Origin of the sequence: Falsiruegeria litorea R37 (genome assembly GCF_900172225.1) — a bacterium.
Classification (GTDB): domain Bacteria; phylum Pseudomonadota; class Alphaproteobacteria; order Rhodobacterales; family Rhodobacteraceae; genus Falsiruegeria; species Falsiruegeria litorea.
Window position 1 is genome coordinate 944,439 of sequence record NZ_FWFO01000001.1, and the last position, 23,347, is coordinate 967,785.

Sequence of the window (23,347 nt, forward strand, 5' to 3'; positions counted from 1 at the left end):
TGGGCCGGGTATGTGACCGGGCAAAGGAGACCGCCCATGCCAAAGTTTCTCGACACGACGCAGCCCGATTTCGAGCAGGCCTTTGCCGAGTTGCTCAGCGCCAAGCGCGAAGACAGCCCGGATGTGGATGATGTAGTGGCCGGGATCATTGCTGACGTTCGCGCGCGCGGCGATGCTGCGGTGATCGAGCTGACCGAGCGGTTCGACCGGATGACGTTGACCCCCGAGACGCTGGCGATTTCAGCAGCAGAGGTTGATGAGGCGATTGCCCAGGTGCCGGACGCAGATCGCGAAGCGCTGGAACTGGCCGCCGTGCGCATCCGGGCCTATCACGAGCGGCAAATGCCGGCGGATGACAGCTGGACGGATGAGAGCGGTGCCACATTGGGTTGGCGCTGGTCGGCGGTGTCGGCTGCGGGGCTGTATGTGCCGGGCGGGCTGGCGTCCTATCCGTCGTCGGTTTTGATGAACGCCATTCCGGCAAAGGTGGCTGGCGTCGAACGGCTGGCCATTGCCGTGCCAACACCGGACGGTCAGATCAATCCGCTGGTGCTGCTGGCCGCGCGGCTTTCGGGCGTGGACGAGATTTATCGCGTGGGCGGCGCCCAGGCGATTGCAGCACTGGCCTATGGCACGCAGAGCATTACGCCGGTTGACAAGATCACGGGCCCTGGCAACGCCTTTGTGGCCGCTGCCAAACGTCGCGTGTTCGGCAAAGTGGGCATCGACATGATTGCAGGTCCGTCCGAGATCTTGGTGATCGCCGACAAAGACAATGACCCGGACTGGATCGCGCTAGATCTGTTGAGCCAAGCGGAACATGATGAAAGCGCGCAATCGATCCTCATCACCGATGATGCTGCGTTTGGTCGTTCTGTCGGCGAAGCCGTCGAGCAACGTCTCACTTCCTTGCAGCGTCGCTCCATCGCCGGTCCGAGCTGGCGCGATTTTGGCGCCGTCATCACCGCGCGAGACCTGGATGAGGCCGCAAGCTTGTCGAACCGGATTGCGCCGGAACACCTGGAACTGTGCGTGGCCGATCCGGACGCGTTGAGCCAGAAAACGGTGCATGCGGGCGCGATTTTCCTCGGCCAGTTCACCCCCGAGGCGATTGGCGACTATGTGGGCGGGCCGAACCACGTGCTTCCCACGGCGCGTTCGGCGCGGTTTTCGTCCGGACTGTCGGTGATGGATTTCCTCAAGCGCACCACGCTCAGCAAGATGACGCCCGAGGCCCTGCGTGCCATCGGCCCGGCCGCCGAACGTCTGGCGCAGTCCGAGAGCCTTGAGGCGCACGGACTTTCGGTCAAGGTGCGTCTGGACGCGTTGAACCGTTAGTTCCTGTTGCTCTAAGTCGGCCTGAGACATCCTTATCGGTTGTTCTGTGGTCGGATGTCGCGTGGCAACGGAGGGCTTTTGGGTCAGGTTTCGTGGCCTTGATGCCGCAGCCAGTTCAGTGAATCTGGACAGGGGGAACCGGGCGTTGCCCCTGCTGACGTGATCCTGTAGGACCGTGCGCAACTTACGCTGACCGAGACCGCGCACAGATGAACCGCATCAGTCAAATCGAACTGGACGACCGCAACCTGCCCCCGCCGACACCTGAGATCGAGCAGGAGCGCAAGGTTGCGATGTTCGACCTGCTGGAAGAGAACAGTTTCGCCCTGCCCAAGCGGGATGATCGCGTCATTCCGGACGGTCCATATCACCTGAACCTGTCAATCCGCGATAAGCGCCTGGTCTTCGACGTGAATACCGAAGCCGAGGAAAAGGCAGCGGAATTTCACTTGTCGCTGGGGCCGTTCCGCCAAGTGGTCAAAGACTACTTTCAGATCTGTGAAAGCTACTTCAATGCGGTGAAAACCCTGCCTCCGAGCCAGATTGAAACCATCGATATGGCGCGCCGGGGTATCCACAACGAAGGCAGCCGGGTTCTGCAAGAACGTCTTGAAGGCAAGGCCGACATCGACACCGATACTGCCCGCCGCCTGTTCACGCTGATCTGCGTGCTGCACTTCGGAGGCTGATAGGTGGTGTTGCCGCTTCCGCAGTCGGTTCTGTTTTGCTGCGACCACAATGCGGTGCGATCCCCGATGGCCGAGGGGATCATGAAAAAATACTACGGTATGGATACCTACGTCCAATCTGCCGGTGTCCACAACGACATGGAGATTGACGGTTTTTCAATCGCAGTGTGTCAGGAAATGGATGTCGAGCTTAGCCGCCATAGGTCGCGCTCGTTCGATATGATGGAGCAATGGGGCGATGACCTGAGCTCATTCGATCTGGTGATTGCCTTGTCGCCCGCGAGTCAGCGGCGGGCGCTGGAACTCACGCGATATTTTCACCTCGATGTCGAATATTGGCCAATAATGGACCCTACCGGGCTCGGCGAGACGCGGAATGACAAGCTAAACAGCTACAGACAGACCCGCGACCAGATCATTCAGCATCTCAAGGATCGTTGGGGGGAACCAACGGAGATGACATGACCGAGACCGTCAAACGCTATTTTACAGCTTTCAACGCAGGTGATGTGGACACCATGCTGGACTGCCTGTCCGACGATGTGGCCCACCATGTGAACGAGGGGCAGATCCGCGCCGGGCGCGAGAAATTCGCGGACTTCTGCGCGCATATGAGCCGCTGCTACAAGGAAGAACTGACCGACATGGTCGTGTTCGAGGCCACCGAAGATCATGGGGGCGGCACCCGCGCGTCGGCGGAATACATCGTCAACGGTACCTATCTGGAAACGGACGCAGGCCTGCCCGAGGCGACGGGCCAGACCTATCGCCTGCCTGCGGGGTCCTTCTTTGATCTGCGCGACGGCAAGATCACCCGTGTCACCACCTATTACAATCTTGCGGATTGGGTGAAGCAGGTCTCGAATGGCTAAGGTCACGGATGTCCGCGTCCTGACCGGCGCGGCGCTTGAGGCTGCACTGGACGACGTCGCCGCGTTGCGTATCGAGGTGTTTCGGGCCTTTCCATACCTCTACGATGGCGATCTTGCCTATGAGCGGGACTATTTGCAGGCTTATCGCGACAGCGCGGACGCGATCCTGGTCGGTGCCTTTGATGGTGAGCAGCTGATTGGCGCCTCGACGGGCACACCGTTGGTTGATCATTCGGACGATTTTGGCGCGGCCTTTGCGGGCACCGGGTACGACATGGCGGATATTTTTTACTGCGCCGAATCTGTTCTGCTGTCCAATTATCGGGGGCAGGGCGTCGGGCACCGTTTCTTTGATTTGCGCGAGGGTCACGCCCAGGCGCTTGGGTTCGGACTGGTTGCCTTTTGTGCTGTTCAGCGCCCTTTGAACCATCCCATGCGGACTGCCGACTATCAGTCGCTGGAGCCATTTTGGACAAAACGCGGGTATTCGAAACTGGAAGGCGCCATCGCTGAATTCGAATGGAAAGACCTCGGGCAGAAGGTGGCATCAGCGAAACCACTGCAATTCTGGTGTCGTCATTTGTAGGGTGCCAACGTCATAGGGGCGCCGGTCGAAGGTGCAGCTTTTGAGGCGTTAGGCACTCCTGCAGTACATCATAGGCATCTTCCATGAATTCTGAAGTCGGGGCCGGTGCAGCACCTGTTGGAACACCTCAGCTCAACCCATGAACAGCCTCGACGAACCCGCCTCGACCTCGTCATTTTGCACAAGCTCTTTAGCCTGGAATATGCTGGCGATCCCGCAAGGCCTGCAACCTTGCATTTTGCAGAGACTGCCCCCCATGGTCGAAGCAATCTGTTGGTTTGTTGACCGGTTGGAAGTCCGCGAACAGAGCATTGGAATTAGATAGGCATGCAGTCGTTTATGGCTGAGAAGCGGCCTAAGCTGCTGAAATGTATACAACGATGAAGGCCATTCGCTACGTAACTCCAGTGTAACCCGACTCTGTTGCACAAAACCTCTGATGCCCGAGGCTCCCCTTTCCCCTGACGGCTTCATCCAACGGCTTCTGTGACAGGGATGCCAATCGCGGTATAGCCGTTCATGACGGCGATGCGGAGCTGGACCTCCGCGACCTGTCGGTCAAAGTCTCGTGCCATGAGGCGCTGCCCCAGCAGTTTCATACAGTGCATCCGTTGACCGGCAGCGTTATGCGCAGCATGATCCCGAGAGGTTTCGTTTCGGCACGGCTTCGTCGGTGGTATCCGCTCCAGTTTCGCCAGATCGCTCGGCCAAGATATTTCGACGCCCGTAGAGCCTCGTTTCTGGCCCCCGCACCCGTGGTGACGGTCTTCCACGGCTTGGCATTTTTGCGAGGCGGAATGACAGCATTCGCCCCGTGGTCAGCGATGGCGTCGTGGCACTTGCGTGTATCATAGGTACTGCGGTAACGCTGCCGATCACCTCCTCCTCCGGGATCTGGTTGAGCAAATCGGGCAGCACCGGCGCATCACCGATGTGGCTCCCGGTGATCTCGACGGCGCGGACTTCTAGGGTGTTCTCGTCAATTCCAAGATGGATTTTGCGCCAGGCCCGCCGCTTGGGCCCGCCATGCTTGCATGCGTTCCACTCGCCTTCACCCTCGGTCTTGATGTCGGTGCTATCGATCAGGAGGTGTAGCGGGCCGTTGGAGCCACGATATGGGATGTCCACGGCCAGCGTCTTCTGGCGGCGCGAAAGCGTGCTGAAGTCAGGCACCTTCCAGTTCAGACCGATCAGGCGCAACAGTCTTTCGACGAACACGGTCGTCTGGCGCAGCGCCATGCCAAACAGCACCTTCATCGTCAGACAGGCTTGGTGGCGGTATCGCTGTAGGTCTGATGGCGGCCACGTCTGCCTGATGGCGCGGCATCCCAGTTCATCTCGGGGTCGAACCCGATCGAAAGCGAGCCACGGCGTTTGAGCGCTTCATTGTAGGCCGGCCAGTTCCTGGTCTTGTAGGTCGGAGGTGTGGGTCTGCTCATGCGCTCCAACTACCACGCTGGATTCACGACATGAATCCCGCACGGGATTTGTGCAACAGAGCCGATCACGCCTGGGTCGGATCGATGCTGATTGGGTCTCGCGCCACCCCAGCTATGCGACGGCAAACGTGGGTAACCCCACGGACGCGCTGCACGGAACGGATGGCAACGACATCATTCGGGCAACCAAAGTCGCAGATTGGGTTTATGGCGGCAGCGGAGACGACCTGATCGACGGAAATGAAGGCAACGATAATCTTTTCGGCGAAGCAGGAAGTGACACTTTCGAATTCGCGACAGGAGACGGCACCGACCAGATTCGAGACTATTCTTCAGTAGCCGGTGTGATACAATTTATTGGTCTTCGATTCGCGGATATTTCAACTTCGCAAGTGGGGGGCAACATTCAGATCGACTACGGGAGCGGTGATCGTTTGTTGATCGACAACGCGCAGGTCACCGATTTCAGCGAGGCTGAGTTCCAATTTGTCTAATCCTTCTATGCTGATGTCTTTCCACTGATAATCTTCATTGCGACCCTAACTGCAGGGCCGCAACACCTGCGAACAAGCAAAGAAAAAGAAATCCCGTGTCTTCTCTATCTCCTGATCACAGTCAAATTCAGTTGCTAAAATCAGCGCGGACATCGGGGGCTAATCTGATTGCCGCTGTGTTCGTATTCAGCATCTTCGTCAACCTGCTGATGCTGACAGGACCGTTGTTCATGCTTCAAGTGTATGATCGGGTTTTGACTTCCAGATCCGAAGAAACGCTGGCGGCGCTTTTCTTGTTGGTTGGCATTTTGTATCTGCTTATGGCGCTTTTGGATTACGCACGTGGTCGGATCATGGCGCGCTATGGGGCCAACTTTCAAACTGCGCTTGACCGGACGGTGTTTGAAGCGAGGTTGGCCAGAGTATCGGGCGGCACTGAAAACAAGAGTGCTGGCCGGAACGACCTTGAAACGATCCAGATGTTCACTGCATCACCTGTTTTCCTAGCAATCTTCGACATGCTTTGGTCGCCTGTGTTCTTGATTGCGATCTTTATTCTGCACCCCATGTTGGGGTGGGCCGCCTGTGCCGGTGCGGCTGTCCTGGTCGTCATTGCGGTGCTGAACCAGATCATCACGGCACAAAAGGTGCATCGTGCTCTGGCTGCTGCGCATCAAGCTCAGGATCTGTCGTCGCACGTTCAAAACGCCCGTGAAGTCGTGCAAAGTCAGGGCATGCGAAACGCTGTTTCCGAGCGGTGGTTGCAGAAGCAGGCAGCTGCCTTGGACGATCGTATCAGTTCCGCCGACTGGACTGGCAGTTTCGCTTCGGCCACCAAAGCATTTCGGCTGCTCCTGCAATCCGCAATGCTGGCTGTTGGTGCGTACTATGTTTTGCAAGGAGAGTTGACCGCAGGCGCAATGATCGCCTCTTCAATTCTGTTGGGACGCGCCCTTGCTCCGATCGAGCAAAGTCTGGGGCAGTGGCAGACGGTCCAACGGGCTCGCAATGCCTGGAATTCTTTGGTAGACCTTCTGTCCTCAACCCCAAAGCCTACACCCGTCACCCCGCTACCCCGCCCCGAAGCCAGTGTTCAGGTTCGGAAACTGATCGTCGTTCCTCCGGGCGCATCTAGTCCGACCCTCAAGAGTTTGAATTTTGCAGTAAAACCCGGTCAGGCGCTTGGCGTGATTGGTCGAAGTGGGTCCGGCAAATCCTCGTTGGCCAAGGCCTTGCTCGGCATCTGGCCTGTTGCCAGTGGAGAGGTTCGGTTGGGCGGAGCTGAGCTTTCACAATACGATCCGGATCATTTGGGACGCCATGTCGGCTATCTTCCGCAAAATGTGGTTTTATTACCAGGTACCGTGGCAGAAAACATCGCGCGCATGGCCCAAGACGTAGCTGGAGATGCAGTGGTTGCTGCCGCGAAGCGAGCGAATGCCCACGACATGATCCTGACCCTGCCTGACGGCTACGACACCTTGCTCGACGGCGATCAAAGCCGTCTGTCCGGTGGGCAACGGCAACGCGTCGCCCTGGCGCGTGCATTGTTCGGAGATCCTGTTCTTCTCATTCTGGATGAGCCAAATTCGGCCTTGGACGCCGAAGGATCGAAAGCCTTGAACCGCACTATCAAAGAATTCAAGATCGAAAACAAAGCTGTCATCATCATGTCCCACCGTCCGCAGGCCATCGCTGAATGTGACACTCTTGTGGTGCTGGATCAGGGCACTGTCGTGTCCTACGGCCCACGGGATGAGGTGATGAAAGCACAATTGAAGAACGTAGAAACCCTCCAGCGAAATTTCTCGAACCAGGCGACCGCGCAGTGAATACAAAACCACCAATCCGCAGACGCGCAACCATGCCAATGATCGTTGGGTTTTCTGCACTAACGCTGCTTGTGGGGGGATTAGGGGCTTGGGCCACGACAACGCGGTTGGCGGGGGCCGTTGTGGTCACTGGAAAGATCGAGGTTGAAACCAACCGGCAGGTTATCCAGCATCCTGAGGGCGGTATTGTGGGCGAAATCCTGGCAAAGGACGGCGCACAGGTCGAGGCCGGGCAGATCGTTCTGCGCTTTGATGACACTTTGCTAAGGCTCGAGCTTGCCATCATCGAAGGGCAGCTGACCGAGCTAGCCGCGCGCAAGGCTCGTCTGGTTGCCGAGCGGGACGAAACGGGTGATATCGCTTTTGAGGAAAAATTCGTTGAAGCAAGCAAGAGCGATCATGAAGTGGCCGAGCAACTTGCCGGTCAACGCAATCTTTTTGAGGCGCGCCTGCGCACGACAAATCAACAGATTGACCAGTTGAACGAACAGATCCAGCAGCACAACGCCGCGATTACCGGCGTCGAGGCTCAACTGACAGCGCTACGCACGCAGTTAGACCTGATCAAGGACGAGTTGGACGACCAGAGCGCCCTGCTGGCCAAAGGTCTTACTCAGAATAGTCGCGTGTCAGCGCTCCAGCGTGAGCAGGCATCATTGGCCGGTCGGATCGGTGAGCTTGTGGCGAACATCGCGCAAACAAAGGGGCAAATCGCCTCGATCAAGATCGAGGTGCTCCGCCTTAGGGCAAGCCGCCGTGAAGAGGCAATCTCGACTCTGCGTGACCAGCAGTTCCAGCAGATCGAATTGGTCGAACGAAAGCTGGCCTTGAGCGAGCGACTGAACCGCTTGAATGTGCAAAGCCCGGTCAGCGGGTTGATCTACGGCAGCGAGGTCTTCGCCGAACGCTCTGTGGTCCAACCCGGAGCGCCGATAATGTATGTCATCCCCCAAGATCAACCGCTGGTTATTGTCGGACGAGTCGAACCCATCCATATCGACCAGGTATTCCGCGGCCAACCTGCGGGCTTGCGGTTTTCCGCCTTTGAACAACGCACGACACCGGAACTGTCAGGCAATGTCGTGGGTGTCTCGGCCGATGCATTGGTGGATGAGGTGACGGGGCAAACTTATTATCGGGTCGAGGTGCTGCCTGGCGAGGGTGAGCTGAGCAAACTGGGCGATAACACCCTGCTGCCCGGCATGCCCGTCGAAGTATTCATCAAGACCGACGAACGCACACCGCTGAGCTATCTGACCAAACCGTTCACCGACTATTTCAACAGGGCAATGCGGGGGTAATCATGAGAAGTTTGGAGCGTTATTCAGAATTACACCAAGAATGCAGTAGGGTCAGGACCCATTGATTTCGATCGAGCGTCGTGATTCACCGCAGGAAAACAAGGCGGTGACATGTCTGATCTTTTCTGGCTCACCGATGCGCAGATGGCGCGTTTGGAGCCCTATTTCCCGAAGTCTCAGGGAAAGCCGCGCGTTGATGATCGGCGGGTGTTGAGCGGGATTATCTTCATCAATCGCAATGGGTCGCGGTGGCGTGATGCTCGCAAGGAATATGGCCCTCACAAGACGCTTTACAACCGTTGGAAGCGCTGGAGTGACAAGGACATCTTTGCCCAGATGATGGCGGGCCTGGCGGCCGAGCGCGGGGAAGAGAAGACCCTGATGATTGACGTAACATATCTAAAGGCCCACCGAACAGCGACCAGCATGGTTGTCAAAAAGGGGGGCGTGGACGCCTTATTGGCCGAACCAAAGGGGGCATGAACACAAAGTTGCATGCCATCTGCGACAGCCAGGGCCGCCCGCTCAACCTGTTCGTAACCGCCGGTCAGGTCAGCGATTACATCGGGGCGCGGGCGCTATTAAGCAGCCTGCCAAAAGTCGAGTGGTTGCTGGGCGACCGTGGCTATGATGCTGATTGGTTCAGAGAAGCGTTGAAAGACAAAGGGATACACGCGTGTAGCCCTGGTCGAAAGCAACGCAAAACAGCCATCCGTTACGATAAACGTCGGTACAAACGCCGCAATCGGATCGAGATCATGTTCGGCAGGCTGAAGGATTGGCGGCGTGTCGCGACGCGATATGACCGCTGTCCAAGAGTCTTCCTCTCCGCGATCGCCTTGGCAGCGCTCGTAATTTACTGGCTATGAGTCTTGACCCTAGCAGTCCGTGCCGAATGTGGTTTGCAGTCAATTACTTGGACTTGCCAGGCTGTTTCGCTCTCCGTCAGTTCATCGCAATCAAGCTCACACATATTAGCCCCCATGTGGCACCCAGCCCAGCGAGCGAGCGCCAGATGGCCACCTGTTAACCCGGCTTTGGCACCTTCGATTTGTCTCAAATTTGCAGGGGGTGTTGGCAGTGACGTATGAATTCCGAGGAGCTTCGTTGGTTGATGCAGTTCAGCAGGCCGTAGCTCGCAACGCGCCAGCCATTGAACTGAAGAAGCTCAACAAAGCACCACACAAGTTCGACTTTGCAGCCCGCGCCCGTCTTGGCAGCGCTTTGTTTGTTGGCGAAGGCAATTTTAGCTTTGCGTTGGCTTTGGCACGTTTGAAGGGGGGGCGCCTTCATCTATTCTTGCCACTGCATACGAGGATGAAGTTGATCTGGGCGATACCGCTTGTGACAACGCCGCGAAATTGCTGAAACTTGGCGCGCAGATCAAAACGGGGGTTGATGCAACTTGTTTGTCGAAGACCATCGGGCAGCGTCGGTTTCGCACTATCATCTTTCAGTTTCCAAATGTCGCCTCGCGCGAAGCGCTCTACGGCCAAAATCCAAATCATGTACTCGTCACGCGCTTTCTGAAAAGCAGCCGCGCCCACCTGAAATCCGGTGACCTCGTCGTCATCTCAACGGTGGATAGCCCATTCTATGAGGGCGCGTTCAAGATGGATGACGCAGCCAAGAAAGCTGGCTTCGCAGGGCCAGACATCTATACTTTCAACCCCAAAGACTATCCGGCCTATTCTCACCAGAACACGGCTGATGAGGAGGCAGCGATACATGAGCACACAGCTTTCGCAACTTTCGTTTTTTCAGCCTGATCTGCCTTCGGGCTTAAAGTACCGGCCCGACTCCGTTTCAGGTGAAGAAGCCGATTATCTGGTAAACAAGATTGATGCACAGCCTTGGCGCAGCGATCTGAAACGGCGCGTGCAGCACTACGGCTATCGCTATGACTACAAAGTAAGACAAGCTCGGGAAGAAGACTATCTCGGGTCGGTCCCAGATCAGGTCATTGTGAACGAGTACATGCCGGGTCAGGGAATATCTGCACATGTGGATTGCAGACCGTGTTTTGGAGATGTGATCGCATCGTTAAGCCTGCTTTCGTCCTGCGTCATGCGCTTGGAAAACTTGAAAATCAGCCAACAGATCGATCTGACACTTGAGCCTGGGAGCCTTTGGGTGCTTTCAGGTGAGGCGCGTCATGTCTGGACCCATGCCATTCCTGCACGCAAAAGCGATATCGTAAATGGGCAGAAACACCCCCGATCCCGGCGTTTGTCACTCACCTTCAGAGAAATGCGTTTTGCGTAATCTTTTCGTGACCAGTCAGACTGTCACCGGGCGCTGCATAGTTTTCCAAACCATACCCTGACACGCGGATTCTGGGTGTCTTACGATGTCCGCATAAAACAGATGCTGACAACAAAATCACTCGACGCGATGCACCTTGCAACCTCGAAACGGTACGAAGTGCGTGACCAGAAAATATCCGGCCTGCATGTGCGTGTGTCGACCACAGGTGCCAAGGTGTTCTACACGATGGTCCGCCCGAACGGTTCATGTAGACGCGTCAAAATCGGCCCTTATCCTGTGGTCTCCCTTGCCGACGCCAGACGCAAAGCGATGGGAATCGCGCGTGACGTTGAGTTGGGCGAATTCGACAATGCGGCGTGCATGAGGGACGACACCAAAAGTCCACCGTGCACATTGGCAATGTCCGCGTCGAGCTGTCCTTTTGCGAGATTGACGATCAGGATCTGTCTGCTGTCCATGATCTGACGAAACCGCAGAGGCTGTCTGGGCTCGCAGAGCGCCGTGCGCCCAATCGGGTGAGACAGAAAGGCACCCAGCTTGTAGGCAATGGGAGCCAGACCAACGGCTGCGTTCTTGTAGTTCATGGCTGGGTATTCTTTCGTCCAGGCCTGCCGCACTTGCGGATCTTGCACCTGCGCTAGCACCTCGGATCGAAACTCCTTTTCCAGAAACAGTCGAAGGATGTCCCGACGATCGGTGTGCGGGGGGTATCGAGCAGTGCCAGAATGGCATAGTGCAACAGATGCTCCATGCGCACACCCCAGGCATCGGCCCATTGCTTGCGCAGCGCTTCGATCAATCCAGAAGCGGCTCTGTTGCACGAATCGCGTGAGGGATTCATCTTGTGAATCCAGCGTGGTAGCTGGGATGGATGAGCAGACCTACACCCCCAACCTACAGGACCAAGAACTGGCCAGCCTATAACGAAGCGCTCAAGCGCCGGGGTTTGCTGACGATCTGGTTCGATCCTGAGATGAGCTGGGATGGCGCGCCGACATGCAGGCGTGGCCGCCAGCAAAGCTACAGCGACGCCGCTATACAGACGTGCCTTTCGATGAAGGTGCTGTTCGGGATGGCGCTCCGGCAGACAGCCGGGTTCGTCGAAAGTCTGCTGCGACTGGCTGGCCTCGACTGGACGGTGCCCGACTTCAGCACGCTGTCGCGCCGCCAGAAGACGCTGGCCGTCAATATCCCCTATCGCGGCTCCAAGGGTCCGTTGCACCTGCTAATCGACAGCACCGGCATCGAGGGCGAAGGCGAATGGCACGCCCGCAAGCATGGCGGCCCGAAACGTCGCGTCTGGCGCAAGATCCACCTCGGGATTGACGAGGAAACGCTGGAGATCCGGGCTGTTGAGATCACCGGGAGCCACATTGGCGATGCACCGGTTTTACCCGACCTGCTTGGCCAGATCCCGGCGGACCAGGAAATCGGCAGCGTCACGGCAGATGGGGCATACGACACACGCAAATGGTGCCCGGGGGCGGAATCGAACCACCGACACGAGGATTTTCAATCCACTGCTCTACCCCTGAGCTACCCGGGCACGGGAACGACGTTTGTCGTTGGGTGGGGGCCTTCTATGACGTGCCAAGGGCAGTGTCCAGAGGCTTTTTCAGGTTTTTTTTAATGCGGACGGTTTGGGGCTTTTTCTTCTGTGGAAACATCCACATCCATGTCTTCGGGGGCTTGGGATGGCAGCGCATATGACCCGTTCAGCCATTTGGCCAGGTCAAGGTCCGCACAGCGTTTAGAGCAGAAAGGGCGGTACTTTTGCGCCGTCTCGGCTTCACAAACCGGGCAACTCATCTGAGGGCCTCGGACAAGGTCACACGACCGCGTTTGCGTTGCAGTTCATAGTGACCCAAGGGGGTCCAGCCGACCAGTGTCGTTTCTTCAGGGTCAGCACGGAAAGCTGCCCTCAGGGACGTTTCGAACCCGCGGCGGTCCTTCTTTGGCATTGGCGCCAGATCCAGTGTGATCTGCCCGCCCAGGCCGCGGACACGCAGGGCGCGGGGCAGAGCCTTGGCGCAGGCAAAGTTGGCCTTTTGCCCTGCAGCCATCGAGGTATCGCTGCCGGTGTTGACGTCCACTGCGATGAGAGCGCGGGTTGGCTCGATATAAAGATAACCGCCGCCGGGCAGGGGCTCTACGATGCCTTGCGCCTCGTCCAGTGCGTCCAGTACGCCGTGGTCTTCGAAGCCGCCGGAGTCGGTGACCACTTCGGCTGGATCGCTCCAGTCGCGCCAGGCCAGCGTGTGGGGGCTATCGCCTTCGGCAAGGCAGGCGATGTCGGTGCCATCGTCGCCCATCACGCGGGCGGCCATCTCGGCCATTTCGGCGATGTCCTCGGCGATGTCGCCCTCATCCGCGCCAGCGCAGGACGAGCGGACGATCAGGCCGTAGCCCGACGAACCCATCTCGCCATGGGCGATTTCCAACAGGCGATCCCGTTCATCTTCGTCCCGGATGCTGCGCGAGATGTTGAGGCCGGGCGCATCGGGCGTGACAATGGCATAGCGGCTTTTGAACAGAACCTTTGTGGTCACAGGGATTGCTTTGCCGGGTTCGGCATAACCCGTGACCTGTACCAGCAGCATCGCGCCGGGGGCCAAGCCCTTGACCTGGCGCAGGAATGCGGGGCCGTCGGGGGTGGTCAGGAACATGCCGCCCTGGCCTTTGACCGGGCGGTCGGCGCGGGCGCGATAGATCGTGCCGGGGGCCGGGGCGTCACTCGCGATCAGGAAATCTTCGAGCTTGCCGTCCAACATCAGCGCGGCTGCCTGGCGGTCGTTGATGTGGTCGAGAACGATTGTACGGCCCTTCATGTGCGCTCCTGATACAAGGGGTAGCCCGCGGCCTGCAGCAGGCCCGCGGTTTCCGACAGTGGCAGGCCCACGATACCCGTGAACGAGCCGCTGATCCATGGGATGAAGGCTCCGGCGGGCCCCTGGATGGCGTAGCCGCCTGCCTTGCCCTGCCAATCGCCAGTGGCGAGGTAAGCGTTGATTTCAACGTCCGAGAGGCGTTTGATCTTGACTTGGCTGACCACGTCACGCTCCCACAGTTTGTCCCCCTGGCGCACTGCAACTGCGGTGATCACCCGGTGACGTCGGCCCGAGAGGGCGTGCAGGAATTCGGCAGCTTCACCTACATCGGCGGGCTTTCCCATGATCCGGCGCCCGAGCGCGACGGTGGTGTCGGCGCACAGCACGATGTCATCCGGCGCGGCCTCGACCGCTTGCACCTTTTCGCGCGCAATACGGACGCAATAGGGGCGCGGCAGCTCGCCTTTCAGGGGGTCTTCGTCGATATCGGGGGGGCGGACGGCGTCGGGCTGCACGCCAAGCTGGGCCAACAGGTCCAACCGTCGCGGGCTGCCCGATCCGAGAATGAACGCCATGTGGCTGGCGTTACTTGAAGCGGTAGTTGATCCGACCCTTGGTCAGATCGTAGGGGGTCATTTCGACCTGAACCTTGTCGCCGGCCAGAACACGGATGCGGTTCTTGCGCATCTTGCCTGCCGTATGTGCGATGATCTCATGGCCGTTTTCCAGCTCGACCCGAAACGTCGCATTCGGCAGGAGTTCCTTCACGACACCGGGAAATTCGAGCGTATCTTCCTTGGCCATGTTGTCTCCATCTTGATGTTGCACCTGCAGAATCCGCAGGCCGTGCGTTTAAATGAGCCTATTTGCCCCTTATTTCAAGGCCCCAATCGCTTAAACAAGGCTGTTTGTGACCGAATTAACCCGGCTGTCCTGTTCGGCCCAGTGGGTTCGGTTCAAAACCACACCATCTGCACGCACATGGGCGATGGCGTCCATGTCAACCTCGCCGTAAGTCCAGGCGGGGTGGTTCAAGGTGCCCTCTGCCAAAACGCCGGTCATGGGAAAGCCGGTGTCGGGCGGGCCGAATATGCCGCCCATGCCGGTGGTGACGTCCACCGACTCCGACCAGGGCGCTTCGCCCACCAGTGAAGCCATCGCTGACACACATTGGTTCTCCAGAGCCCGCGCCATTGCTCCGATCCGCACCCGCCAGTAGCCGGACAGGGCTTCGGTGCAGGACGGGACAAGAAGGATTTCGCATTCGCTCAGCTCGCGACCCAACAGGGGGAATTCGCTGTCGTAACAGATCAGGACGCCGATCTTGCCCAGTTCGGTCTCGAAGACCTGCAGCCCATCACCCGGTACCACGTCCCACGGATCGCGTTCAAACCGGGTCATGATCTGCTTGTCCTGATGTCCCCGTTTGCCGTTTGGCGCATAAAGCGTAGCGCGGTTGACCGGCCTGTCGTAACCATCGTTCACCGGGGCAGACGCACCCAGGATGTGAACGCCGTGTTCGGCCGCCAATTTCTGATGCAGCGCGTGCACCGGTTCCATCCGGTCGGACACGGCGTGCAGCGATTGCTCCAGATCGGCAGCTACATTGGCGCCTGCCAGCGTGCATAGCTCCATCGCGCCATATTCGGGGAACACCAGCAGATCGGCGCCTTGCCCGGCGGCGTCGCTGACCCAATGGGCGATCTTGTCTTCGTACTGTGACCAGCTGTCGAGCCAGTCGAGCGGATAGGCGGCAGTCGCGATTTTCATGTGGCTCTCTCTCCCTGCGTGATGCGCAGATTAAAGTCACGTCGCCGGACCTGAGGCAATGACAAAGCGGTCAAATCAGGACAAGTGGATCGGGAACCGTGCCCGGATGTCTGCGTCGATCTCGGGCGGGATGTGATCTGGTTCGGGTGCCGCCAGAAGGTCCGCTGTGCGTTGGCGCGCGCGCTCCAGCAGGCTCCGGTCATCGGCTGCCGCCCATTCCTGCGGTGTGCGGCGATCGGCCAGCGCAGGATAGAAGTAATCCGATTGCATCCGGTTCAGCGTCTGTTCATGCCCCAGGAAATGACCGGCTCCGCCAACGCAGACGTCGCGGATGGTTTCCAGAGACAATGCCTCAGGTGTCACCTCGAACCCGCGCGTGGCGCGCATCAGCGAGCCGATCATGTCGTTGTCCAAGACAAAGCTCTCCAGCGAACAGCCCAACAGTGAGCCATACATGCCTGCCGCCTCATAGATCAGGTTGGCCCCGGCCAGCGAAGCCAGCAGTTCGGTGTACCCCTTCTCATACCCGGCCTGAAAATCCGGCATCTTGCTGTCGGTCATGCCCGCGCTGACGGCACAGGGGATGTCATAAAACTGCGCCATCTGGGCACAGGCGGCCATCAGCAGGCCTTGTTCAGCACTTCCCCCCGACATGGCCCCGGTGCGCAGATCGCTGACAAAGGGCAGGGCACCGAATGTGGCCGGATGGCCGGGGTTCAGTAGGTTTACATAAACAAGCCCGGCCAACACCTCGGCGGTTTGCTGCGCCACCGCCCCGGCAAGGGGCGCAGGGCTGGTGGCGCCCGCCTGTCCGGCCGAAACGAGTTTCAGCGGAATCCCGTGCCGTGCAGCGCATTCGATGACGCCTAGCGCCTCTTCGGCAAAGGTAAGCGGTGGGACGATGAAACAGGTGGACACACAGATCGGTGGCCTGGAACGCAGCGCGTCCCGCCCGCCTGCGATGATCGACAGCATCTCGACCGCCTCTTCCATCACATCAGGCGACCCGAACGAGGTGCCGGTGGGTTTCGCTGTCCCCTTGAGGGAGGCATAGGCGGTGTTCAAATCCATTTCGCGCGGGTCGGTCAGATCGCGGGCCACGACGGTGCGCTGGAACATGTGCAGGTTGGGCAGCGCCTGCGCCAAACGCGCCATGTCATAAAGGTCACGCAGAGTGGAATCGCGGATCTCGCGGGTTTCACTGTCAACGATGTGGACCGCCGCGCCAGAGGTGCCGAAATGGATGCGCGTATCGGATGGGTCGATGTCAAACTCGGGCAGCTGACCATAAAGCTTGAAGCCGCGCCCGGCGGTTTTCAGAACCTCGCGCACCATGGTTTCCGGCATCAGCAAACGCCCATCTTCGGTCATCTGCCCACCCGCGGCACAAACGGTTTCAATGCAGGCCGGTGTGGCCCCCTTCAGGCCAATCTCTTCGAGGATGCGCATTGCCGTCTCGTCGATCATCGCGACCTCGGCGCCGGTCAAGGCGCGGTACCGCCCACCTGCGATGCCAGGCCAAATCGCCTCGGTCGGGCCGCTGCCTGCGCCGTCTGCGCGTTCCAGCCTGCGGGCGCTGCGGCCCCCGGCCCGTTTTGGTCTGCTCATCTGGGGATCTCCTGAAAGTATTTGGCTGCATCAGGGGCGTCGGGCCACTGCAGCAGGTGATCGAAACAGCTGCGCGAGAGGGTGGTGATATCCTGAAACTTGTCGGCGAGCTGGTCCGGGCTCATGGGGTTCTGCGGTGCGCCCAAAGGATAGGCGCAGGTGGTTTCGATAACCTCACCGGACCGCAGCTCAATTGCCAGGCGGTCGGGCTGAAGCGGGTCATAGTTCAGGTTCGGATCACGCGCGGGTTCCGACGCGACCGAAGTCAGCGGGATCAGCCGGGTCACAGGGTCAATGTCCCAGAACCCGGCGGCACTGTCGGCCAACGTCAGGCCTCCGGTTATCAGTGCTTGCGCAAGGCAGGCGGGGGCGGAAAATAAAGCCTCGTTGCGGGTCATAGGGCGATCAAAGGGCAGGATTTCATAGTGAAAGTCAGGCATCCAAACCTGAATGCGTACGATTTGATCAAGGCGGTGCAGAACCTGATCGCGCACGGAAAGGGCGGCTGTCATCAGCCGATGGGTATAGCCGCAACTTGGCCAAGGTTTCAGCACCAGCCCATATTCGTCGAGCGCCCAGGGGGACCCAAGCCGCTGTCGTGTGCGGGCACTGCGATCAGCATCGTGCGCACCCAACAGCCCGGCAAACCCACGTGGGTGGTCAATAACCTGTGCCTGACCTGTCGCGCCTTGGGCCGCCAGTACCGCGGCCTCGACCCCGGTCTGGGCCGCAAACCCCGCTTGCAAGGGTTTGGCGTTCGAGCCGAACTGAACCGTGTAGCCAACCGCGCGCGATGTTGCGATGGACATGGCCTGTGCAATCTGTGCGTCATCCAGGCCCAGTTGCCGCCCCACGGCGCCGGCCGCGCCAATCCCGCCCAGGGTGGCGGTGGAATGAAACCCACGCGCATAGTGATCAAGTGTGAGGGCCTCTCCCAACCGCATGATGATTTCGCACCCGACCGCATAAGCCGCCAGCAGGTCGCGGCCCGATACGGGTTTCAAATGTGCCGCCGCCAGTAACGCAGGCAGCAGGACAACCGTGGGGTGGGTGTTGCCCGGCTCTTCCCAATCATCCAGGTCCCAGGCGTGACCGGCCACGGCGTTGGCAAGGGCTGCATATGAGGCGGGTAAGGTTTGCACTGTGCCAAGAATTGGCGCGGATCCATCGCCCAAACGGCTATAGGCGGCAAAAGCCCGCTGAGCGACCTCGCTGTGCGCGCCTGCCAAAATGCAGCCAAAGCAATCTGCGACCGCTTGGGCTGCCACCGCGTGAACAGAGGGCGGCGGGGCGGCAGTTGCGGCAAATCGGGCCATGGCGTGGACCAGCACGATCATTCCTTTCTCGACGTACGAAACCACAGTGTAACGCTTGAAAAGAACAAAAAAGACGGAAATGGTGAATGACTATAATTCGTGAGTGGAATGATCATGGCTCGTAAGCCCTTGCCGCTGCAACAGATCAACGCGTTCGAGGCCGCTGCTCGGCATCTGAGCTTTTCTCGCGCGGCCCAAGAGCTGAACGTGCAGCAACCAGCGATCAGCCGACAGGTGGCAGCTCTTGAAGAGTGGCTGGAGGTCGCGCTGTTTCTGCGGTCCAAGCCCCGCCTGACCCTGACCGAAGAGGGCCAGGTTCTGGCCACGGCGATTGCCAAAGGGTTCGACGCCATGCATGCGGGGTTCGACGCGGTGCAGATGCGACGACCGGGCGGTGAGATCGTGGTCAATGCTGCCATCGGGTTCACCAGCTTCTACCTGCTGCCGCGACTGGCAGAGTTTCAGGCGCTGCATCCGGACATCAAGGTGCAGGTGGTCACGCGCGATCAGAACCCGGATTACGACGTGGCCCGCTGCGATCTTGTGGTGGTATTTGGCGAAGGCGGCGTGCCCGGCCTGCGCAGCGTGCGCGTTTTTCCCGAGCAGATCGTTGCCGTCTGCCATCCAGACGTTCTGCCATCCCCGGACCCTGTCCCCCTGCGTGATCTGGCGGACATGCCGTTATTGCACATGTCCGGTCCAGCACATGTTGGCGATTGGGACAGATACTTTGACGGCACGGGTCTGCATGCGCCAAAACCGCCCAAACACGACCGTTACCTTAGCTACATGGTCTACTTGCGCGCGATCCAGAGCGGGTTGGGCGTTGGCACCGGATGGCGTCCGATGATTGACGAATTCCTGAGCAGTGGCGCGTTGGTTCTGGCCTGTGAGCATCAATGCAAGACGGCCCGAGGGTATTTCTGTTCGGTCACAAACAGAGCCGATACAAGGCCGGAAGTGGAGCTGTTCCTGAATTGGATTTCAGGCAAGAGTTGTTGACAGGCGGCGGGTCAACGGGGCCCAATGGTCGCGATTTTTGGTAAGCCAATGGTTCCAGTATGAAAAAAACACTCTCCCTTACTTTTAGTATACTTCTGTCGTCCGCTGTCCATGCGCAAACCTATGATATCGTTATCAACAACGGTCGAGTCGTTGATCCGGAAACGGGATTAGATGCGGTTCGACATGTCGGTATCCACGGAGACCAGATTGCAGCGATCAGCGAGTTTCCCTTGTCCGGCGAGACGGTAATCGACGCGCGCGGGCAGGTGGTCGCGCCGGGCTTTATCGATTTGCATGCCCATGGATTGAACGTCGGTGACATGCGGATGCAGGCCATGCAGGGGGTGAGCACCGTTCTTGAATTGGAATCGGGCGTGCTCCCCATCGGGGCCTGGTACGACACACAGGCGAAAAAGGTGTTGCCGTTGAACTATGGCGCGGCTGCGGCCTGGACCTTTGGGCGGATCGCTGCCTTCACCAACACCGAGCCGCGCGCCACGCCGGATTTCTTTCAGGATGCCCAAAGCCTTGATAATTGGAAGCAAGAGATCGCCTATGGCGAGACCTTTAACCGGCTTATGGCGCTTGTGGAACAGGGGTTGTCCGAGGGCGGGCTGGGGATTGGTGTCAACGCAGGTTATGCCCCCGGATATGGCCAGAAAGAGTATTTTGCGCTGGCAAAGCTGGCGGCTGAATACGACGTGGCGACCTTTACCCATGTGAGGTATCTGGGTGATCATCAGCCCAACGGCGCTTTTGATGCGATGCAGGAACTCATTGCCAACGCGGCGTTGACGGGTGCACGCATGCATATCTGTCATATCAACAGCAACTCGGTTCGTGACATTCATGCGACCCTTGATCTGGTTGAGCGGGCGCAAGCGCGCGGTCTGCCGGTCACGGTCGAGGCCTATCCCTATGGCGCGGGCAACACTGTGGTTGGGGCGGCGATGTTCTCGGGTGAGAACTGGCAGGAACGCTTGAACACCACCGCCCAGGCCTTTCAATTGGGCGATCGCCGCTTGACCGAAGACGAGTTGGACGATCTGCAGGCCAACGAACCCGGCACATTCATCACCTGGCATTTTCTGGATGAAGACCAGCCAGAAGACCTATCGCTCGTTGATGTCTCGGTCACGCACCCGTCGGTGATGATCGCCTCGGACGCGGTGTTCTGGTCCTACCTCGACGACAACGGTATGTCATTGATTTATGAGGGCGATGAATGGCCCTTGCCCGATGATGTGTTCAGTCACCCGCGATCTGCCGGGGCTTTTGCCAAGATGCTGCGGTCCTATGTGCGCGAGCGTGGTTTGCTCTCGTTGAGCGAGGCCATCCGCAAGATGTCCCTGATGCCTGCTCAGATGCTTGAGGAGTTTGTTCCGCAAATGCAGCGCAAGGGGCGGCTGCAGGTTGGCATGGATGCCGACATCGTGGTGTTCGACTTGGCCACGATCACGGACAACGCGACCTATGCAAATGCCAACCGGCCCGCGACGGGCGTACAGACCCTGCTTGTGAACGGCGGGTTTGCGGTGCGGGACGGTTCGGTTGTTCTGGACGCGGATACAGGCCGCGCCATCCGGCGATGATCCTGTTGGCAGGCATGAAAAAGGCCGCGGATCACCCGCGCCCTTTTGGTATTGGTCAATGTGATCAGGCGACGTCGAAACGGTCCGCGTTCATCACCTTGGTCCAGGCGTCGACGAACTGGCGCACAAACGCCGCTTCACCGTCGCTGGAACCATAGACCTCGGCCAAAGCACGCAGCTGCGAGTTCGAGCCAAACACCAGATCAGCGCGGGTGCCGGTCCATTTGACCTGGCCGGTGGCGCGATCCTTGCCGTCAAAGACACGGCTGTCCTCGTCCGCTGCACTCCATTCGATGCCCGCGTCCAGCAGGTTGGTGAAGAAGTCGTTGCTCAGCTGGCCGGGGCGGTTGGTGAGCACACCGTGGGCCGAACCGTCCCAGTTGGTGTCGAGCACACGCATGCCACCGATCAGAGCGGTCATGTCCGGCGCGCTCAGCGTCAGCAGTTGCGCGCGGTCCACCAGCAGTTCCTCGTCTGCGACGCTGAAACGGCCCTTGGTATAGTTGCGGAAACCATCGGCGATGGGTTCCAGAACGGCGATGGATTCGACATCCGTCTGCTCGTCGCTTGCGTCTGTGCGTCCGGCTGTGAACGGCACCTCGACATCGTGACCGGCGGCTTTGGCGGCCTGCTCAATCGCGGCAGAGCCACCCAGCACGATCAGGTCGGCCAGCGACACTTTCTTGCCGCCTGACTGCGCGTCGTTGAACGCGGCCTGCACGCCTTCAAGCGCTGACAGCACCGATGCCAGCTGCGCCGGGTTGTTCACGTCCCAGTCCTTTTGCGGCGCAAGACGGACGCGCGCACCATTGGCACCGCCCCGCTTGTCCGACCCACGGAAGGTCGACGCCGAGGCCCAGGCCGCCGAGACCAGTGCCGACACCGACAGGCCGGTCGCCAGGATCTGCTCTTTCAGGGCTGTGACGTCCGAGGCATCAACCAACTCATGGTCTACAGCCGGGACATTGTCCTGCCACAGCAGCTCTTCTGCTGGCACATCCGCTCCCAGATACAGGCTGCGGGGGCCCATGTCGCGGTGGGTCAGTTTGAACCAGGCGCGGGCAAAGGCGTCTGCGAACTTATCCGGGTTCTCGTGGAACCGACGCGAGATCGGCTCAAGATCCGGGTGCATCCGCAGTGACATGTCGGCGGTAGTCATCATCGGCGCGTGGCTCTTTGACGGGTCATGCGCGTCCACAACCATATGCTCGGGTGCGACGTCCTTGGCCTGCCACTGCTGCGCACCGGCGGGGCTTTTGACCAGCTCCCACTCATAGCCAAAGAGGACATCGAAATAGCCGTTGTCCCAGGTGGTTGGGTTCGGCTTCCAAGCGCCTTCGACGCCGCTGGTGGTGGTGTCACCACCCCTGCCGGTGCCATAACCGTTCTTCCAGCCCAGGCCCATCTCCTCGATCGAGGCGCCTTCGGGCTCTACACCCACCAGGTCCGGGTCGCCGGCACCGTGCGCCTTGCCGAATGTGTGACCCCCAGCGACCAGGGCCACGGTCTCTTCGGGGTTCATTGCCATACGACCAAAGGTGTCGATGACGTCGTTGCCTGACAGAACCGGATCGGGATTGCCATCGGGGCCTTCGGGGTTGACGTAGATCAGGCCCATCTGAACAGCGGCCAGCGGGTTTTCCAGATCGCGCTCGCCCGAGTAACGGCTGTTTTCCTTGTCGGACGTGGCCAGCCATTCGGTTTCAGCACCCCAGTAGATGTCCTGCTCGGGCTCCCAGATGTCCGCACGACCACCGGCAAAGCCAAAGACCGGGCCGCCCATGGATTCGATGGCGACGTTGCCGGCCAGGATCATCAGGTCGGCCCAAGAGATCTTGTTGCCGTACTTCTGCTTGATCGGCCAAAGCAAGCGGCGCGCTTTGTCCAGGTTACCGTTATCGGGCCAGCTGTTGAGTGGGGCAAACCGCTGGTTGCCAGTCGAGCCGCCGCCGCGACCGTCCGCGGTGCGATAGGTGCCCGCGCTGTGCCAGGCCATTCGGATGAACAAGCCGCCATAGTGGCCATAATCCGCAGGCCACCAATCCTGACTGTCGGTCATCAACGCGGTCAGATCGGCTTTGAGCGCTTCAAGATCAAGCGACTTGAATGCTTCGGCATAATCAAAGTCGGCAGCCATTGGGTTCGATTTGGCCGAGTGCTGATGCAGAATGTTCAGGTTCAATTGGTTCGGCCACCAGTCGCGGTTGCCAGTGCCCCCGCGTGAGGTGTTCACAGGCGCGCCGTGCATCACCGGGCATTTCCCTGCGCTGTTGTTTCCGTCCATTTTGATCTCCGATCGTGGCTGTACTGTTCAAAATCGCTGCGTGAATGCTGAACAAGGCCCACAGCAACCCACCCGGCCGATTCTCACAAACTTTGCGGGAAATCGGGGTCAGGTAGGGTCTGCGG

At 59.3% G+C, this 23,347-nt stretch carries 24 protein-coding genes, 1 tRNA gene and 2 pseudogenes; 16 read left to right on the forward strand and 11 right to left on the reverse strand.

Annotated features, from left to right (window positions below; all coding sequences use genetic code 11):
- Positions 1-36 precede the first annotated feature (36 nt).
- The 5 genes from hisD (at position 37) to TRL7639_RS04710 (ending at position 3,485) form a co-directional block, all read left to right on the forward strand.
- Positions 37-1,338 (forward strand): histidinol dehydrogenase, encoded by a 1,302-nt coding sequence (gene hisD, locus TRL7639_RS04690; protein WP_085794610.1) that lies wholly within the window; start codon positions 37-39, stop codon positions 1,336-1,338.
- Positions 1,339-1,547: 209 nt separating this feature from the next.
- Positions 1,548-2,027, forward strand: a complete 480-nt coding sequence (locus TRL7639_RS04695; protein ID WP_085794611.1) for a UPF0262 family protein — start codon at positions 1,548-1,550, stop codon at positions 2,025-2,027.
- Between the two features lie 6 nt (positions 2,028-2,033).
- Complete coding sequence (locus tag TRL7639_RS04700) at positions 2,034-2,492, forward strand: arsenate-mycothiol transferase ArsC (protein ID WP_085796255.1); 459 nt, start codon at positions 2,034-2,036, stop codon at positions 2,490-2,492.
- Complete coding sequence (locus TRL7639_RS04705; protein ID WP_085794612.1) at positions 2,489-2,899, forward strand: ketosteroid isomerase-related protein; 411 nt, start codon at positions 2,489-2,491, stop codon at positions 2,897-2,899. The genes TRL7639_RS04700 and TRL7639_RS04705 overlap by 4 nt, the downstream gene beginning before the upstream one ends.
- Positions 2,892-3,485: a GNAT family N-acetyltransferase gene (locus TRL7639_RS04710; RefSeq protein WP_085794613.1), complete on the forward strand. Its 594-nt coding sequence runs from the start codon at positions 2,892-2,894 to the stop codon at positions 3,483-3,485. The genes TRL7639_RS04705 and TRL7639_RS04710 overlap by 8 nt, the downstream gene beginning before the upstream one ends.
- Before the next feature lie 470 nt (positions 3,486-3,955).
- Here the strand turns inward: TRL7639_RS04710 and TRL7639_RS04715 are convergent.
- Positions 3,956-4,924: pseudogene (locus TRL7639_RS04715) on the reverse strand (IS5 family transposase).
- A gap of 128 nt (positions 4,925-5,052) precedes the next feature.
- Between TRL7639_RS04715 and TRL7639_RS04720 the strand changes: the two are divergent.
- From TRL7639_RS04720 to TRL7639_RS04755, 8 genes are all read left to right on the forward strand, one after another.
- Positions 5,053-5,418: a calcium-binding protein gene (locus TRL7639_RS04720; RefSeq protein ID WP_133057607.1), complete on the forward strand. Its 366-nt coding sequence runs from the start codon at positions 5,053-5,055 to the stop codon at positions 5,416-5,418.
- Between the two features lie 95 nt (positions 5,419-5,513).
- On the forward strand, positions 5,514-7,250 hold the full coding sequence (locus TRL7639_RS04725) for a type I secretion system permease/ATPase (protein ID WP_085794615.1): 1,737 nt from the start codon (positions 5,514-5,516) through the stop codon (positions 7,248-7,250).
- 32 nt (positions 7,251-7,282) lie between these two features.
- Positions 7,283-8,551, forward strand: coding sequence for an HlyD family type I secretion periplasmic adaptor subunit (locus TRL7639_RS04730; RefSeq protein WP_110647103.1), 1,269 nt, complete (start codon positions 7,283-7,285; stop codon positions 8,549-8,551).
- Positions 8,552-8,662: 111 nt separating this feature from the next.
- Positions 8,663-9,420 (forward strand): IS5 family transposase gene (locus tag TRL7639_RS04735; RefSeq protein ID WP_110647104.1). Its coding sequence is split into 2 segments (ribosomal slippage): positions 8,663-8,981 and positions 8,981-9,420, totalling 759 coding nucleotides; the frame shifts between segments, so codons are not numbered across the junction.
- Between the two features lie 211 nt (positions 9,421-9,631).
- Positions 9,632-9,919, forward strand: a complete 288-nt coding sequence (locus TRL7639_RS04740) for a hypothetical protein (RefSeq protein ID WP_133057608.1) — start codon at positions 9,632-9,634, stop codon at positions 9,917-9,919.
- Complete coding sequence (locus tag TRL7639_RS04745; RefSeq protein ID WP_235820342.1) at positions 9,880-10,320, forward strand: Rossmann-like fold-containing protein; 441 nt, start codon at positions 9,880-9,882, stop codon at positions 10,318-10,320. Before TRL7639_RS04740 ends, TRL7639_RS04745 begins: the two co-directional genes overlap by 40 nt.
- A complete protein-coding gene (locus TRL7639_RS04750; RefSeq protein ID WP_110647105.1) occupies positions 10,280-10,816 on the forward strand; it encodes an alpha-ketoglutarate-dependent dioxygenase AlkB in 537 nt (178 codons plus the stop codon). The genes TRL7639_RS04745 and TRL7639_RS04750 overlap by 41 nt, the downstream gene beginning before the upstream one ends.
- A 129-nt stretch (positions 10,817-10,945) precedes the next feature.
- Positions 10,946-11,284 (forward strand): Arm DNA-binding domain-containing protein, encoded by a 339-nt coding sequence (locus TRL7639_RS04755; protein ID WP_235820344.1) that lies wholly within the window; start codon positions 10,946-10,948, stop codon positions 11,282-11,284.
- Positions 11,285-11,456: 172 nt separating this feature from the next.
- Here the strand turns inward: TRL7639_RS04755 and TRL7639_RS22880 are convergent, their stop codons facing one another.
- Positions 11,457-11,660 carry a hypothetical protein gene (locus tag TRL7639_RS22880; protein WP_133057609.1) on the reverse strand — a complete coding sequence of 68 codons (204 nt, stop codon included), beginning with the start codon at positions 11,658-11,660 and terminating at the stop codon, positions 11,457-11,459.
- A gap of 30 nt (positions 11,661-11,690) precedes the next feature.
- On the opposite strand from TRL7639_RS22880, the pseudogene TRL7639_RS23550 reads away from it, so the two are divergent.
- Positions 11,691-12,284, forward strand: a pseudogene (locus TRL7639_RS23550) (IS5 family transposase); the annotation flags it as partial.
- A 6-nt stretch (positions 12,285-12,290) separates the two neighbouring features.
- Here TRL7639_RS23550 and TRL7639_RS04765 read toward each other — a convergent pair.
- The 8 genes from TRL7639_RS04765 to TRL7639_RS04800 form a co-directional block, all read right to left on the reverse strand.
- Positions 12,291-12,365 (reverse strand) — tRNA-Phe (locus TRL7639_RS04765).
- Between the two features lie 80 nt (positions 12,366-12,445).
- Entirely contained in the window at positions 12,446-12,628 is a 183-nt protein-coding gene (locus TRL7639_RS04770) for a DNA gyrase inhibitor YacG (protein ID WP_085794620.1), read from the reverse strand.
- Positions 12,625-13,647, reverse strand: a complete 1,023-nt coding sequence (locus TRL7639_RS04775) for a ribonuclease E/G (protein WP_085794621.1) — start codon at positions 13,645-13,647, stop codon at positions 12,625-12,627. Before TRL7639_RS04775 ends, TRL7639_RS04770 begins: the two co-directional genes overlap by 4 nt.
- Positions 13,644-14,222 (reverse strand): Maf family protein, encoded by a 579-nt coding sequence (locus TRL7639_RS04780; RefSeq protein ID WP_085794622.1) that lies wholly within the window; start codon positions 14,220-14,222, stop codon positions 13,644-13,646. Before TRL7639_RS04780 ends, TRL7639_RS04775 begins: the two co-directional genes overlap by 4 nt.
- 10 nt (positions 14,223-14,232) lie before the next feature.
- Positions 14,233-14,451 (reverse strand): translation initiation factor IF-1, encoded by a 219-nt coding sequence (gene infA / locus TRL7639_RS04785; RefSeq protein ID WP_005978431.1) that lies wholly within the window; start codon positions 14,449-14,451, stop codon positions 14,233-14,235.
- 90 nt (positions 14,452-14,541) lie between these two features.
- On the reverse strand, positions 14,542-15,417 hold the full coding sequence (locus tag TRL7639_RS04790; RefSeq protein WP_085794623.1) for a carbon-nitrogen hydrolase family protein: 876 nt from the start codon (positions 15,415-15,417) through the stop codon (positions 14,542-14,544).
- 75 nt (positions 15,418-15,492) lie between these two features.
- Positions 15,493-17,025 carry a trimethylamine methyltransferase family protein gene (locus TRL7639_RS04795; RefSeq protein WP_085794624.1) on the reverse strand — a complete coding sequence of 511 codons (1,533 nt, stop codon included), beginning with the start codon at positions 17,023-17,025 and terminating at the stop codon, positions 15,493-15,495.
- Positions 17,022-18,356 carry an MmgE/PrpD family protein gene (locus TRL7639_RS04800; protein ID WP_165759752.1) on the reverse strand — a complete coding sequence of 445 codons (1,335 nt, stop codon included), beginning with the start codon at positions 18,354-18,356 and terminating at the stop codon, positions 17,022-17,024. The genes TRL7639_RS04795 and TRL7639_RS04800 overlap by 4 nt, the downstream gene beginning before the upstream one ends.
- A 99-nt stretch (positions 18,357-18,455) precedes the next feature.
- Here TRL7639_RS04800 and TRL7639_RS04805 point away from each other — a divergent pair, with 99 nt between their 5' ends.
- Positions 18,456-19,343 (forward strand): LysR substrate-binding domain-containing protein, encoded by an 888-nt coding sequence (locus TRL7639_RS04805; protein WP_165759753.1) that lies wholly within the window; start codon positions 18,456-18,458, stop codon positions 19,341-19,343.
- Between the two features lie 59 nt (positions 19,344-19,402).
- Positions 19,403-20,938, forward strand: a complete 1,536-nt coding sequence (locus TRL7639_RS04810; RefSeq protein WP_085794627.1) for an amidohydrolase family protein — start codon at positions 19,403-19,405, stop codon at positions 20,936-20,938.
- A gap of 64 nt (positions 20,939-21,002) precedes the next feature.
- Here TRL7639_RS04810 and katG read toward each other — a convergent pair whose 3' ends face one another.
- Complete coding sequence (katG, locus tag TRL7639_RS04815) at positions 21,003-23,222, reverse strand: catalase/peroxidase HPI (RefSeq protein WP_085794628.1); 2,220 nt, start codon at positions 23,220-23,222, stop codon at positions 21,003-21,005.
- Positions 23,223-23,347: the final 125 nt, after the last annotated feature.

Excerpts from the sequence above, each read along its gene's own strand:
- TRL7639_RS04780 (WP_085794622.1), bottom strand. The coding sequence starts at position 14,222 with ATGGCGTTCATTCTCGGATCGGGCAGCCCGCGACGGTTGGACCTGTTG.
- TRL7639_RS04695 (WP_085794611.1), top strand. The coding sequence starts at position 1,548 with ATGAACCGCATCAGTCAAATCGAACTGGACGACCGCAACCTGCCCCCG.
- katG (WP_085794628.1), bottom strand. The coding sequence starts at position 23,222 with ATGGACGGAAACAACAGCGCAGGGAAATGCCCGGTGATGCACGGCGCG.
- TRL7639_RS04705 (WP_085794612.1), top strand. The coding sequence starts at position 2,489 with ATGACCGAGACCGTCAAACGCTATTTTACAGCTTTCAACGCAGGTGAT.
- TRL7639_RS04750 (WP_110647105.1), top strand. The coding sequence starts at position 10,280 with ATGAGCACACAGCTTTCGCAACTTTCGTTTTTTCAGCCTGATCTGCCT.
- TRL7639_RS04810 (WP_085794627.1), top strand. The coding sequence starts at position 19,403 with ATGAAAAAAACACTCTCCCTTACTTTTAGTATACTTCTGTCGTCCGCT.
- TRL7639_RS04790 (WP_085794623.1), bottom strand. The coding sequence starts at position 15,417 with ATGAAAATCGCGACTGCCGCCTATCCGCTCGACTGGCTCGACAGCTGG.
- TRL7639_RS04755 (WP_235820344.1), top strand. The coding sequence starts at position 10,946 with ATGCACCTTGCAACCTCGAAACGGTACGAAGTGCGTGACCAGAAAATA.
- TRL7639_RS04710 (WP_085794613.1), top strand. The coding sequence starts at position 2,892 with ATGGCTAAGGTCACGGATGTCCGCGTCCTGACCGGCGCGGCGCTTGAG.
- hisD (WP_085794610.1), top strand. The coding sequence starts at position 37 with ATGCCAAAGTTTCTCGACACGACGCAGCCCGATTTCGAGCAGGCCTTT.
- TRL7639_RS04805 (WP_165759753.1), top strand. The coding sequence starts at position 18,456 with ATGGCTCGTAAGCCCTTGCCGCTGCAACAGATCAACGCGTTCGAGGCC.
- TRL7639_RS04730 (WP_110647103.1), top strand. The coding sequence starts at position 7,283 with ATGCCAATGATCGTTGGGTTTTCTGCACTAACGCTGCTTGTGGGGGGA.
- TRL7639_RS04775 (WP_085794621.1), bottom strand. The coding sequence starts at position 13,647 with ATGAAGGGCCGTACAATCGTTCTCGACCACATCAACGACCGCCAGGCA.
- infA (WP_005978431.1), bottom strand. The coding sequence starts at position 14,451 with ATGGCCAAGGAAGATACGCTCGAATTTCCCGGTGTCGTGAAGGAACTC.
- TRL7639_RS04795 (WP_085794624.1), bottom strand. The coding sequence starts at position 17,025 with ATGAGCAGACCAAAACGGGCCGGGGGCCGCAGCGCCCGCAGGCTGGAA.
- TRL7639_RS22880 (WP_133057609.1), bottom strand. The coding sequence starts at position 11,660 with ATGAATCCCTCACGCGATTCGTGCAACAGAGCCGCTTCTGGATTGATC.
- TRL7639_RS04770 (WP_085794620.1), bottom strand. The coding sequence starts at position 12,628 with ATGAGTTGCCCGGTTTGTGAAGCCGAGACGGCGCAAAAGTACCGCCCT.